The organism is Brachybacterium hainanense (genome assembly GCF_042434575.1).
In the GTDB taxonomy this organism is placed as follows: Bacteria; Actinomycetota; Actinomycetes; order Actinomycetales; family Dermabacteraceae; genus Brachybacterium; species Brachybacterium hainanense.
Map to the genome: position 1 here is coordinate 26,490 of NZ_JBHLSV010000014.1, position 13,055 is coordinate 39,544.

General features: G+C 72.0%; 12 protein-coding genes. 8 read left to right on the top strand and 4 right to left on the bottom strand.

The features are described from left to right. Positions 1-21 precede the first annotated feature (21 nt). From ACFFF6_RS12075 to ACFFF6_RS12085, 3 genes are all read right to left on the bottom strand, one after another. Positions 22-1,008 (bottom strand): LacI family DNA-binding transcriptional regulator, encoded by a 987-nt coding sequence (locus ACFFF6_RS12075; RefSeq protein ID WP_376981027.1) that lies wholly within the window; start codon positions 1,006-1,008, stop codon positions 22-24. Positions 1,009-1,510: 502 nt separating this feature from the next. Continuing rightward, a complete protein-coding gene (gene mraY, locus ACFFF6_RS12080; protein ID WP_376981029.1) occupies positions 1,511-2,611 on the bottom strand; it encodes a phospho-N-acetylmuramoyl-pentapeptide-transferase in 1,101 nt (366 codons plus the stop codon). Positions 2,612-2,785: 174 nt separating this feature from the next. Next, positions 2,786-3,268 carry a hypothetical protein gene (locus tag ACFFF6_RS12085; RefSeq protein WP_376981031.1) on the bottom strand — a complete coding sequence of 161 codons (483 nt, stop codon included), beginning with the start codon at positions 3,266-3,268 and terminating at the stop codon, positions 2,786-2,788. A 324-nt stretch (positions 3,269-3,592) separates the two neighbouring features. Between ACFFF6_RS12085 and ACFFF6_RS12090 the strand changes: the two genes are divergently transcribed. The 3 genes from ACFFF6_RS12090 to ACFFF6_RS12100 all read left to right on the top strand — a co-directional run bounded on the left by ACFFF6_RS12090 (position 3,593) and on the right by ACFFF6_RS12100 (position 8,324). Then, a complete protein-coding gene (locus ACFFF6_RS12090; RefSeq protein WP_376981033.1) occupies positions 3,593-4,876 on the top strand; it encodes an MFS transporter in 1,284 nt (427 codons plus the stop codon). Positions 4,877-4,938: 62 nt separating this feature from the next. After that, the gene (locus tag ACFFF6_RS12095; RefSeq protein WP_376981035.1) at positions 4,939-5,538 is read left to right on the top strand and encodes a TetR/AcrR family transcriptional regulator; all 600 of its coding nucleotides are present in this window, start codon (positions 4,939-4,941) and stop codon (positions 5,536-5,538) included. Between the two features lie 113 nt (positions 5,539-5,651). Continuing rightward, positions 5,652-8,324, top strand: a complete 2,673-nt coding sequence (locus ACFFF6_RS12100; protein WP_376981037.1) for a glycoside hydrolase family 3 protein — start codon at positions 5,652-5,654, stop codon at positions 8,322-8,324. A 125-nt stretch (positions 8,325-8,449) separates the two neighbouring features. Here ACFFF6_RS12100 and ACFFF6_RS12105 read toward each other — a convergent pair whose 3' ends face one another. Then, positions 8,450-8,947 carry a hypothetical protein gene (locus ACFFF6_RS12105; protein WP_376981039.1) on the bottom strand — a complete coding sequence of 166 codons (498 nt, stop codon included), beginning with the start codon at positions 8,945-8,947 and terminating at the stop codon, positions 8,450-8,452. Positions 8,948-9,231: 284 nt separating this feature from the next. Here ACFFF6_RS12105 and ACFFF6_RS12110 point away from each other — a divergent pair, with 284 nt between their 5' ends. Genes ACFFF6_RS12110 through ureG form a run of 5 tightly spaced genes read left to right on the top strand, consistent with a single transcriptional unit; the run spans position 9,232 to position 13,003 of the window. Continuing rightward, positions 9,232-9,534: an urease subunit gamma gene (locus ACFFF6_RS12110; protein WP_376981041.1), complete on the top strand. Its 303-nt coding sequence runs from the start codon at positions 9,232-9,234 to the stop codon at positions 9,532-9,534. Then, positions 9,531-9,830, top strand: coding sequence for an urease subunit beta (locus ACFFF6_RS12115; RefSeq protein WP_376981042.1), 300 nt, complete (start codon positions 9,531-9,533; stop codon positions 9,828-9,830). The genes ACFFF6_RS12110 and ACFFF6_RS12115 overlap by 4 nt, the downstream gene beginning before the upstream one ends. After that, positions 9,830-11,539, top strand: a complete 1,710-nt coding sequence (locus ACFFF6_RS12120) for an urease subunit alpha (protein ID WP_376981044.1) — start codon at positions 9,830-9,832, stop codon at positions 11,537-11,539. The genes ACFFF6_RS12115 and ACFFF6_RS12120 overlap by 1 nt, the downstream gene beginning before the upstream one ends. Then, the gene (locus ACFFF6_RS12125) at positions 11,539-12,216 is read left to right on the top strand and encodes an urease accessory protein UreF (protein WP_376981046.1); all 678 of its coding nucleotides are present in this window, start codon (positions 11,539-11,541) and stop codon (positions 12,214-12,216) included. The genes ACFFF6_RS12120 and ACFFF6_RS12125 overlap by 1 nt, the downstream gene beginning before the upstream one ends. Beyond that, positions 12,209-13,003, top strand: coding sequence for an urease accessory protein UreG (gene ureG, locus ACFFF6_RS12130; RefSeq protein WP_376981047.1), 795 nt, complete (start codon positions 12,209-12,211; stop codon positions 13,001-13,003). Before ACFFF6_RS12125 ends, ureG begins: the two co-directional genes overlap by 8 nt. Positions 13,004-13,055: the final 52 nt, after the last annotated feature.

A 13,055-nucleotide genomic window follows, 5' to 3' on the forward strand; every position in this document is an offset into this window, starting at 1 on the left:
ATGGTGGCGCCGATCCTGCCTTCAGGAGCTCGTGCGCGGGACGATCCGATAGTCGGTGACGGGCGTGGCGGGTTCCTCTCCCTGGGCCAGGGCGAGACCTGCGGCGAAGATGTCGCGACCGAACTGATGCGCGTCGTAGACGAGGGAGGTGATCGCCGGGTGCAGCTCGCGGCCGGATTCCTCGCCGTCGATGCCGACGACGGAGATCCTCTCCGGTACGGCGAGCCCTGCCTGCAGTGCAGCTCGCATGATCTCGATCGCGCAGCGGTCGCTGTCGGCGAAGATGCCGAGCCGGGGTCCGGAGCGCGGCAGCGAGAGGATCCACTGGCTGATCGTCATGGAGTGCATGTCCGCGTGGACGACCTTCGTCGACCGGGCGGGGAGCGAGCTCAGGAAGCCGTCGAGCCGGGATCGCGTGAAGGCGGAGACCTCCAGGATGTCGGGGACCACCGCGACGAACCGGTCCGCTCCGGAGTGCAGGAGGTGCTGTGCGGCTAGGACACCGGCCCGGGCGATCTGCTCGTCGACGGCGAAGACGCGAGGCAGCTCCGGGGGGCCGATCGAGACGATGGCCCGGGTTCCGGACCGCTGCAGGGAGCCGACGACCTCGCCGGACAGCTGTGCGCCATCGGCGATGAAGATCGCGGGACGCAGGGACGCCCACGCGCGGCTCGTCGCGTCGTCGACCCGTCGCGAGCCGTGGATGAGGAAGTTGAACCCGTGCCGCTCCGCGGCGTCCGCGATCCCGTCGACGATCTGGTCGGCGCTGGACCCGGAGGATGCGTGCCAGAACGGCATCAGAGCGATCCGCGACCTGCCTTCGCGCAGCTGGGCGGCCGCGCTGTTCGGGACATACCCCAGCTGCGCGACGGCCTCGAGGATCCGCTCCTTCGTGGCCTGGCCGACTCGTTTCGTCCCCGGGTTGCGCAGGACCAGCGATACCGCCGAGCGGTCCACCCCGACGAGGTCGGCGACGTCCTGGCCGGTCACCTCACCTCTTCGGGGCATATGTCCAGCACCTCACGAGGTCGACGCGTCTGAGTAGGGAGCCGGCGCGGACGAGAGGGCCCTCGCTCGCGCATGGCGAGAGCATACGGCACGGACAAGAGGCCGTGGCTCGTGCGGGGCAGCGCCACGTGGGCGGCCGACGGCGCGGAGGCAGGAAGCCTTCCATGTGCCCTCCCCCGGGTGTGATGGCGGAGATCAAGGGGCGAAGGCGACCTCGAGCACCCGACCGACCTCCGTCATGGTCTCGAGGGTGACGGCTCCCGCTGGCCCGCGGAGCGAGGATCCTCTTCCGGAGAATGTGTACGTCATGTACACGTCCGCCGGGGGCCGTGGTCTCGAGCTCGGGGTGCGACGTACACGAGGGCAGAGAGGCTTCGTGCGGGGACGACCCGGCGGGCGGGCCGATGACCGCCGGTGCGATGCAGATGCCGTTCCATCTCGTGCGTATGAGCATGGGCGCCGCGCAGTCCTCCGGGAGAAGAGGAGCCGGCCCCGTGGCTCCTCACCCCGCCGCGACCACCCACTCCCCGTAGAACACGGCGAGCCCCGCGCCCACGCACACGGCGGCGATGATCCAGAAGCGGATCGCGACGGTGACCTGGCTCCAGCCGAGCATCTCGAAGTGGTGGTGGATGGGGGTGATGCGGAACAGCCGCTTCCCGACGCCGCCGTTCCGGCGCTTGGTCGCCTTGAACACGCCGACCTGCAGGATCACGGTGACGGTCTCGAAGACGAACAGGCCGCCCAGGATGATCATGAGCAGCTCGGTGCGGGACATGATCGCCAGACCTGCGAGGGCCGCGCCCAGGGCGAGGGAGCCGGTGTCGCCCATGAACAGCTTCGCCGGCGGCGCGTTCCACCACAGGAAGCCGATGCATGCTCCGGCGAGGCAGGCGGCGACCAGCGCGAGGTCCAGCGGATCGCGGACCTCGTAGCACCCGGGCGCCGCGGCGAGCCGGCAGCTCTTGAGGGACTGCCAGATGCCGATCAGCGCGTAGGCGATGAACACCAGCGTCGCCGCGCCCGCGGCCTGGCCGTCCAGGCCGTCGGTCAGGTTCACGGCATTGCTGGCCGCTGCGATCATGAGCGTCGCCCAGGCGATGAACAGGACCACGCCGATCACCGTCCCGAAGGCGGCCAGGTCCAGCGCCGTGTCCCGGACGACGGAGATCCGGAAGCTCGCCGGGGTCAGGCCGTCGCGCGGGAACCGGGTCGCCAGCAGGGCGAACACGACGGCGATCGCGATCTGCCCGGCGATCTTCTGGCGGGAGGTGAGCCCCAGGGAGCGCTCCTGGCGGATCTTCGCCCAGTCGTCGAGGAAGCCGATCAGCCCCGCCCCCACCATGAGCAGCAGGACCAGCAGGCCGGAGACGGTCGGCGCAGACCAGGTCGCCAGGTGCGCGGCCGCGTAGGCGAGCAGGGTCGTCGCGATGATCGCGATCCCGCCCATCTGCGGGGTCCCGCGCTTGGCGTAGTGGCTGGTGGGCCCGTCGGCACGGACGAACTGGCCCCATCCGCGTGCCCGTGCGAGCTCCGCGTACAGACGGGTGCCGATCAGGCCCACGACCACGGACACCGCCGCGCCGATCAGGATCAGGGTCATCAGGGTCCTCGCGTCCGGTCGCCGTCAGTGCGCGGGGTGCACCGTGCGGCCCGCCCCGGGGACAGGATACGGGGAAGCTAACCCCCGTCAGGGAATGCTGCGGGCCCCTGCCGGATCCGCGTCGCGGGCGGCCGCGCCGACGCGAAGGCCGCCGGAAACGGGCGCCGCGTGCGGTCAGGCGCCGCCGGCATCGGAGACGAGGGTGTCCTCCGGCGGTGCGGGACGGACGGTGTCCTCGCCGGGGGTGAGCGTCGCGCGGATGCCGAAGGTGCTGGGCGTGGTCAGGTACAGGAGCAGCTCCGCATCGGTGTCCAGCGGGTCGCCGCTCGGGTAGAGGCCGCCGTCTGAGCAGGTCTCCGGGGTCGAGGCGACCTCGATCGTGCCGCCGTCCTCCACCTCGCCCTTCAGCACCACGCGCACCGCGACCTCGTGCACGGCGGCATCGACGCCCATCATCGGCACGGTCGAGGTCGAAGCGGCCGGAGTTCCGACGACGACGGCGTCCGCGGACTCGAAGGCGAGCGCCGGATCGGAGAAGTCCGCCCAGTCGGCGCACTGGTACACGCCGGTCCGCCCACCGGGGGCGACCGTGCAGGCAGGCAGGACCGGCCCGATCACCGCGATCAGGATCAGCGCTGCGATGCGTCGCCCCCTCATCGGCCCAGCGTCCCCGGGGCGCGCCGGAACGACAAGGGCGGGCGCGAATCGTGCCGTCATCGTGACCCGGGACGGGAGGTGCGCGCGGGGCGAGCCAGAAGACGCCGCCCTCGGCTCGTGACGCTCGCATCCCTGGGGTCGCGGCCCGTGCTTGACCCGCGTGCCCCGCCCCGTGAGCTCGGCTTGACCGGGAAACCGTAAAGGTCTAGGTTTTCGCGCACCTGGGCCGCGCCGATCAACGGTGATCGGGGGAGCGGACCCTGCATGCCTCAGGAGGCAGCGATGTCGACGTCGAGCGGTTCAGCCGCAGGGATGCCGTCCGGAATGACCGCCGCGACCGCGGCGGTCCGGGAGCACCACTGGTTCCCGGAACCCACCGAGCCGCCGCCCATGCGCTACAAGGTCGGCCTGATCACCGCGCAGCTGATCTTCTTCATCGCCCTGCTGGGACCGGCGATCATCGGCGTGGGCCTTAAGGTCATCGACATCGTCCCCGCCGAGGGGACCGAGCGCGAGTCCGCCGCCGCGCTCATCGCCGGCCTCGGCGCGGCGGGCGCGCTCGTGGGTAACGTGGTCTTCGGGCGTCTCTCGGATCGCACCACGGGCCGATGGGGCCGGCGTCGCCCCTGGGTCGTCTGCGGCACGATCGTCATGACGATCGGCTTCCTCATCATGGGCGTCAGCGGGAGCGTCCCCGTGGTCGCGGCCGGCTGGCTGATCGCCCAGCTCGGAGCGAACGCGACGCTCGCCCCGTTCATCGCGACGATCGCCGATCAGGTCCCGAAGTTCCAGCGCGGCAGCGTCACCGCCCTGCTGGGCATCGCCCAGAACGTCGGCATCCTGGGCGGCACCTACGTCGCGCAGATCTTCCAGGACCACATGGTCATCATGTTCGTGGGCCCCTCCCTCTTCGCGATCCTCGCGATGATCGGCTTCGCCTTCGTCCTGCCCGACCAGGTCCTGCCCGTCAAGCCGCCGCGGATGGACCTGCGCGAATGGGCGCAGACCTTCTGGGTCAGCCCCGTCAAGCACCCCGACTACGCCCTCGCCTGGTGGTCGCGGTTCCTCATCACGCTCGCGACCTTCATGTTCACGACCTACCGGCCCTTCTATGCGACCCGTCAGCTGGGCGTCGCGGAGGACCAGGTCGCGGCCGTGATCTCGACCAGCGTGCTCATCTACACCATCGGCCTGGTCATCACCGGCTGGGTCGCGGGCAAGCTCTCCGACAAGACCGGCCGTCGCAAGGTGTTCGTGGCCGGCTCGACCGCGCTCTTCGCCGTCGGCACGATCCTGCTCGCGCATGCCACGAGCGTGGACACCTTCTACATCGTCGAGGCGATCCTCGGCATCGCCTACGGCATCTACATCGGCGTGGATCTCGCCCTCGTCGTGGACGTGCTGCCGAACCCGGACGACTCCGGCAAGGACCTGGGCGTGTTCAACATGGCCAACGCGATGCCGCAGACCCTCGCCCCGATCCTCGGCGGCGTGCTCGTCGGGATCGGCGCGTCCGCGGGGCCGAACTACACGCTGCTGCTGTGGGTCGCGGGCATCCTCGCCTTCCTCGGCGCGCTGGTGGTGCTGCCCATCCGGTCCGTGCGCTGACCGCTCCCCGGGACCGGACCGGCATCCGGTCCGGTCCCGGGATGCGTGGATAGGGTGGTCTCATGATGAGCAGGAGAGGCCCCTATGCCAAGGGGGAGGCGAAGCGTCAGGAGATCCTCGACGTCGCCCTCGAGGTCGTCGCCGAGATGGGCTGCCGCAAGGCCTCCAACCGGGAGATCGCCCGCCGGGTCGGTCTCAGCCAGGCCGGGCTCATGCACTACTTCGGCTCCCGTGAGGACCTCTATGTCGCCGTGCTGCGCGCCCGGGACGAGCGCGACGACGCCGCCTTCTGGCTGCCTCAGCAGGACATCCGCGGCTTCCTCGCGATCATGCGCCACAACTCGCAGGTCCCGGGCCTCGTGCAGCTGTACGTCGAGTTCTCCGCGGAGGCGAGCATCGGCAAGCACCCTGCGCACGGCTTCTTCGTGGAGCGCTATGCCTGGCTGCGCGAGCGGTTCATCGGCTTCGTCCGCTTCGCGCAGGAGGACGGGACCTTCGGTGCGGGCGTCGATGCCGGGCAGGTCGCGGACGTCATGATCGCCGCCGCCGACGGCATCCAGCAGCAGTGGCTGCTGGACCGCGACCTCGACATGGTCGCGCGTCTCGAGCTGGTGTGGGAGGGCCTCGCGGCCGTGTCCCGAGGAGCGGTGCCGACCGTCTGAGCGGCGTCCGTCCGCCCTCCGACGAAAACTTGATCTGTTACGGGTTTGGGGGCACACTCGCCTCATTCCGGCCACGCGACGAGGCGAGGCCGATGACGAGATGGAGCGCCTCCATGGCCGAGAACCCGAGCTCTTCCTGGGACAACCCGGACACCGACCAGCGTGTCGAGCAGCTGCTGGCCCAGATGACCCTCGAGGAGAAGGTCGCCTTCGCCACCGGCGACCTCAACTTCGACTACGGCTTCTTCGCCCACGGGCTCGAACGCCTCGGCATCCCGGACATCCAGATGGCCGACGGCCCCGCCGGCGTCCGCATCAACAAGGGCGACGTGCACGACGGCCGCGCCACCGCCCTTCCGGCCCCCATCGCCCTCGCCGCCACCTGGGACGAGGACCTCGCCGGGGACTACGGGGGCGTCGTCGGCGCCGAGTGCCGGGCCAGCGACCACAACGTGTCCCTCGGCCCCGCCGTCGACATCGCCCGCGTCCCCCTGGGCGGACGCACCTTCGAGTCCTACGGCGAGGACCCCCTGCTCGCCTCCCGCATCGGCGTCGGCGTGGTCCGCGGCATCCAGTCCCAGGGAATCCAGGCCTGCGCGAAGCACTTCGCGATCAACAACCAGGAGGACCACCGCAGCAGCATCGACGCGATCGTCGACGAGCGCGCCATGCACGAGCTGTACCTCCAGCCCTTCGAGGCCCTCGTCCAGGACGGCGGGGCAGCCTCCTTCATGGGGTCCTTCAACCGGGTCGGGGGAACCTACGCCTGCGAGAACCCGGAGCTCCTGCGCGGCGTGCTGCGGGACCGGTTCGGCTTCCGCGGCTGGATCATGAGCGATTACGGGGCCAACCACTCGACCGCCCCCGCGGCCAACGCCGGCCTGGACCAGGAGCAGCCCAACGAGGGCTTCTGGGGAGGGCAGCTCCGTGCCGCCGTCGAGAACGGCGAGGTCAGCGAGGCGACCATCGACGAGAAGGTCCGCAACATCCTCCGGCCCCTGATCGGCCTGGGCCAGATCGAGGAGCCCGTCGGGATCGGCGACATGGGCGCGGACGCCCATCACGAGACCGCCCGCCGGATCGCGGAGGCGGGCATGGTGCTGCTGCGCAACGACGGCCTCCTCCCGCTGCAGGGCGCCCGGAGGATCGCGCTCATCGGCCCCGACGTCGACGCGACCACCGCCCACGGCGGCGGCAGCTCCATGGTCAAGCCCGCCCGGGAGGTCACGCCGCTGGACGGCCTGCGCGCCGCGCTCGGGGCCGATGCCGAGATCGACGTGGTCCACGGCACCGATCCCGTCACCCCCGGAGCGCTGCTCCCCGGCGCCGATCCGATCCCCTCCGCCTTCTTCCGCACCCCCGATGGCGAGGTCGGCCTGCACGCCGAGTACTGGACCGGCACCGAGCCTCAGGGCGAGCCCTTCCACGTGCGCACCGACCGGCAGATCGACCTCATGCAGGGCTTCCACAACTTCCCCGGGTTCAACGCCGCCTCCGCCCGGTACGAGCCGCTGCCCGGGGAGCTCAACGGACAGATGTCCGCCCGCTGGAGCGGCAGCCTCACCGTCCCCGTCACCGGCACCTACCGCTTCACCATCACCCATCTGGGGCGCTACAGCCTCGAGCTCGACGGCCGGCTCGTCGCCCGCTCCGGCGTGGGCGGCCCCTCGGCCGAGGCGCTCGCCGACCTCGCCGGCCCCGGCCCCGAGGCGCAGGAGCAGCTCGGAGAGGTGCAGGACGCGCCGGAGACCCCCTACGGCTGGGGCGACGGCGGCGAGGGCGAGGCCGTCGTCGAGGAGATCGCGGTGACCCTGCGCGCCGGCCGCGCCTACGAGCTGCGCCTGGAGTACTCGGCGAACCATCCCTCCCAGGGCTTCCTGCTGGGGGCGCGCCTGCGTCTGGGCTGGGTGCCTCCGGCCGGCGTCGTCTCCCCGTCCGTCGGCGAGGCCGCCGCCGCGGCCGCGCGGGCCGATGCCGCGGTCGTCGTCGTGCGCACCTATGAGGCGGAGGCCGACGACCGTCCCCGGCTGAACCTCCCGAACGGGCAGGACGATCTGGTCCGCGCCGTCCTCGCCGCGAACCCGCGCACCGCCGTGGTGGTGATGTCCGGTGCGCCGGTGGACCTCACCGCCTGGGGCGCGCAGCCCGCCGCGCTGCTGCAGGCCTGGTTCCCGGGACAGGCCCAGGGCGATGCGCTCGCCGCCGTCCTCACCGGGGCCGCGGAGCCCGGGGGGCGGCTGCCGCTCAGCCTGCCGGCGAGCCTGGACCAGACTCCGGCCGCGCACCCGCGCACCTACCCCGGCGTGGACGGGAAGGTCCACTATGACGAGGGGGTCCTGGTCGGCTACCGCGGCCTGGACCATGGCGGGCTCGACCCCGTCTATCCGTTCGGCCACGGACTGGGCTACACCAGCTGGGAGTACTCAGACCTCGAGGTGACCGCGGCCGCGGATGCCGATGCCGCGGCGACGGGGCGCAGTACGGCCGTGGCGACGGTGTCGTTCACGCTGACCAACACGGGCGGCCGCGCCGGGTCGACCGTCGCCCAGGTGTACATCGGGGCGCTGCCGGTCGATCTGCCCATGCCGCCCCGTCAGCTCGCCGGGTTCGCGAAGGTGCATCTGGAGGCGGGGGAGTCCCGACGCGTGAGCATCCCGATCACAGCGCGCGCCGTGTCCTGGTACGACGTCGGCATCCACGACTGGGCGCGCGCTCACGGAGATGTCGAGCTCAGCGTGGGACGTTCTTCCCGGGACCTGGTCCTCACCGGGTCCCTCCGCGCCTGAGGTCTCCCACCGGGCCCGGCCCGTCGGGCTGCTGCCTTCCCCGGCCCTTCCGGGCGGGGGAGGGAGCTCAGGCGGGGACGGCGAGCTGAGATGCTCGGATTCCGGCTCGCCGTCCTGCCCGCTGCTCAGCCGTCCTTCTTGGCCTGGCGCGCCCGGCCCTTGGCGGAGCTCGCGGCGTCCCGCTTGGTGCCGCCCGTCGTCTTCACGTGCTGGCGGGCCCTGCCGGTGCCCGCGGCCTTGCCCGTGCCGGGGACCTTCGGGGCCTTCGGTCCCGTGCCGCGGCCCGACTGGGCCTGTGCGAGCCGCTCCCCCTTCAGGCGCTCCGACTCCCGGTGAGAGACCTTCGCCAGACGGGCGGACACCCGCGAGAGCGCCTCCTCGAAGGCCTCGGCGCGGTGGCGGGCCTTGGAGCCGCGCGGATAGGCGGCTCCGCGGCCGCCCTTCTTCTCGACGTTCTTGGCCGCCGCGCGACGGTAGTTCGTCGTGTGCTTGGTGCGGGCACGGCGGATCCGCTGATGCAGGTCGATCAGCTCGTCCTCGTCGAGCTTCTTCATGCGCGCAGGCTCGACCTCTCGCAGCAGGTCGCGCTCGGAATCCTTCAGGATCTTCAGGTAGTCGTCCACGGCGATCTCCTCGTCGGAAGCGGGGCGGGCTCTTCGAGTCACAGTACTCCCGGCTCCGCGCCGAGGGACCCGTGCATGATGTCCGGGATGCCCGCGTGGGCCACCGGGGGGCCTCGGCGAGCTCGGTCCCCGATGAGCTCGGTCCCGAGGGGCCGGACAATCGGGGGACGTGGGAGGTGGGCACGGTGCTAACCTGCAGATGCGGGCGGCTCCCCCGGGACCCCGCCCGCCCCGTGCTCGTGGACGAGCCCGCGCGACGGCGCGGCGGAAGGAGCGACCCGACGATGCGTCTGACCCCCTCGGACACGGAGAAGCTGCTGCTCAGCGTCGCCGGCATGGTCGCTCGCGACCGGCGTGAGCGCGGAGTCAAGCTCAACCACCCCGAAGCCCTCGCCCTGCTGTCCTGCTGGGCGATGGAGCGAGCCCGCGAGGGCTGCACCGTCGCCCAGGTCATGGAGGCCGGACGCCATGTGCTCGCCCGCGACGACGTCATGGACGGCGTACCGGAGATGCTCGGAGACGTGCAGGTCGAAGCCACCTTCCCCGACGGCCGGAAGCTGATCACGATCACGGACCCGATCCCGTGAGGCCCGGTGAGATCCGGGTCGCGGACGCCCCGTACCCCGCCCCCGCGGATGCCCCGCGGCGCGTGACGCTGCTGTTCGTCAACGACGGCGACCGGCCCATCCAGATCGGGTCCCACCTCCACCTGCCGGAGGCGAACCCGGCGCTCGCCTTCGACCGGGAGGCCGCGCACGGGCACCGGCTCGACATCCCCGCCGGCACCTCCGTCCGCTTCGAGCCCGGGGTCAGCCGCGACCTCGCCTGCGTGCCGCTGGCCGGCACCCGCTACGCCACCCCCGTCGCAGGAGGCGAGAACTGATGGAGCCCCTCGACCGCCGCCGCGCCGCCCAGCTGCTCGGCCCCACCGTCGGCGACCAGATCCGCCTGGGCGACACCGATCTGTGGATCGAGGTCGAGGAGGACCGCACCCATCCCGCGGACGCCGCCGTCTTCGGCGGTGGCAAGACGATCCGCGACGGCATGGCCCAGAGCTCCCTCTCCCGCGGACAGGGCGCCCTCGACCTGGTCGTCACCAACGTCGTCGTCCTCGACCACGGAGGCATCGTCAAGGGGGACGTCGGCGTGCGGGACGGTCGGATCGTCGGGATCGGCCAGGCCGGCAACCCGGAGGTGTCCGATGCCATCACCCCCGGCCTCGAGATCGGCCCCGGCACCGACGTCATCGCCGGGGAGGGGTATCTCCTCACCGCCGGGGCGGTGGACACCCACGTCCACTTCATCTCGCAGGAGCAGGTCCGCGAGGCGCTCGCGACCGGCACCACCACCCTCATCGGCGGCGGAGCCGGACCTACCAAGGGCACCAAGGCCACGAGCGTCACCGCCGGTGCGCGCGCCCTGGCGATGATGCACCGGAGCCTCGACGAGCTTCCCGTGAACGTGCTCCTGTTCGGCAAGGGCAGCACCACGAGCGCGGCCGCCCTCCGGGAGGACGCGTTCGCCGGCGCCGGCGGCTACAAGATCCACGAGGACTGGGGCTCCGCGCCGCCGGTGATCGACGCGGCCCTGCGCGCTGCCGAGGAGTTCGGCCTGCAGGTCGCCCTGCACAGCGACAGCCTCAACGAGACCGGCTACCTGCGCCAGACCGTCGAGGCGATCGCCGGCCGCAGCATCCACGCCTTCCATGCCGAGGGCGCCGGCGGCGGTCACGCCCCCGACATCATCGCGATCGCGGCGGAGCCCAATGTGCTGCCCGCCTCCACGAACCCGACGATGCCGCACACGATCAACACCGTCGACGAGCATCTGGACATGCTCATCGTCTGCCACGCCCTGAACCCGAAGGTGCCCGAGGACCTCGCCTTCGCCGAATCCCGGATCCGGGCGACGACCATGGCCGCCGAGGACGTCCTCCACGACATGGGCGCCATCTCGATCATGTCCTCCGACGCCCTGGCGATGGGCCGGATCGGCGAGATGATCTGCCGGACCTGGCAGACCGCGCACGTCATGAAGGCCCGTCTGGGCCGCGGCGCCTCGTCCCTGCCGGCGGACAACGAGCGGGCCCGCCGCTACGTCGCCAAGTACACGATCTGCCCGGCCGTCGCGCACGGCGTCGATCACGAGGTCGGCTCCGTCGAACCCGGCAAGATCGCCGACCTCGTGCTGTGGAAGCCGGCGTTCTTCGGGATCCGCCCCGACGCGGTCATCAAGTCCGGGGCCGTGGTCGCGGCGCCGCTGGGCGATGCGAACGCCTCGATCACCACCCCGGAGCCGGTGCTGATCCGTCCCGGCCTGCCCGGATACCGGGCCGCGGCCGCGCACCTGTCGACCACCTGGGTCGCACCGGCCGCGCTCGAGCACGGGATCGCCGGCCGCCTGGGGCTGACCCGGCGTCTGGCCGCGGTCCGGCCCACCCGCGAGATCGGCAAGAAGGACCTCCCGAACAACACGGCGCTGCCCCGCATCGACGTGGACTCGGAGACCTTCGGGATCAGCATCGACGGGGAGCCGGTCGTCCCGCAGCCCGTGTCGGAGGTGCCGCTCGCGCAGCGGTACTGCCTGTTCTGATGGGGGCCGATGGGCAGCTGGCCGCCCTGGTCCTCGCCGACGGCCGCCTCCCCGTGGGCGGGCACGCCCAGTCCGGCGGCCTCGAGCCGGGACTGGCCGCGGGCCTCGCGCCGCAGCAGATCCCCGACTACATCCGCGGGCGCCTGCGCACCGTCGGGCTCGTCGAGGCCGCGACCGCGGTGCTCGCGCGCCGTGCGGCCGCAGCGCCCGATGCCGTCGCCTCCCTCTCCCGGATCGGCGACGCGTACCTCGCCCGCACCCCGAGCGCCCCGCTGCGCATCGTGTCCGAGCAGGTGGGACGCGGGATGGCGCGACTGGCCCGCGTCCTGTGGGCCGATGCCGGCCCCGTCGCCGCCCTGCACGAGCTGGCCGCGCCCCCGCGGCCCGTGGCGCTCGGGATCCTCGCCGCGCTGGGCGGTCTCGACGATGCGCAGACCGCCCGCACCAGCCTGTACGACGACGCGCAGACCGTCGCCTCCGCTGCCACGAAGCTCGTCCCCATCGACCCCGTCGAACCGGTCCGCTGGCTCCTGACCTGCGGCGCGACCCTCGAGGAGATGGTCGAGCGCGCCGTGGCCGTCACCGGCCCGGATGACCTCCCCGCCTCCGCTGCTCCCCAGGCCGAGCAGTGGTCCCTGGATCATGCCGCACGAGAGAGAAGGATCTTCCATGCCTGAGACCGTCACCGCCCCCGTCGCCCCCGCGGCCCCCGCGGCGGGCCATCGCAGCAGCCTCCGTCTGGGGGTCGCCGGGCCCGTGGGCACCGGCAAGAGCACGCTCATCGCCTCCCTGTGCCGTCACCTCGCCGATGAGCTCGAGATCGCCGTGGTCACCAACGACATCTACACCGACGAGGACGCCCGCCTGCTGCGCGCCGCCGGGGTGCTGCCCACCGAGCGGATCATCGCGGTGGAGACCGGCGCCTGCCCGCACACCGCCATCCGTGACGACGTCACCCCGAACCTGCTGGTCGTCGAGGATCTCGAACGGAAGCTCGCCCCGCTGGACCTGGTGATCGTCGAATCCGGGGGAGACAACCTCACCGCGACGTTCAGCCCCGCCCTCGTGGACGCGCAGATCTTCTGCATCGACGTGGCCGGCGGCGGCGACGTGGCCCGCAAGGGCGGCCCGGGAATCGAGCGCGCGGACCTGCTGGTCGTCAACAAGACGGACCTCGGTCCGCACGTGGGCGTCGACGTCGAGCAGATGGTCGCCGACGCCTCCGCTGCGCGCGAGGGTCGCACCGTCCTCGCGCTCAGCCAGAAGGATCCGGAGAGCCTCGCGCAGCTCATGGACTGGGTCCGGGGAGTGCTCGCGCAGCATCGGGAGCAGACCTGGGAGCGGATCGACCCGGGGCCGATGGCGCCGCACTTCCACGCCGACGGCGAGGAGCACGAGCACTCCCACGAACACGCCCCCGGCCATGAGCATGCGCATGATCACGACCATCCGCACACGCACTGACCGGTGCCCGCGCCGGCCTCGGCACCGGCTCGGGCCGCGGCGCCCGCATCGG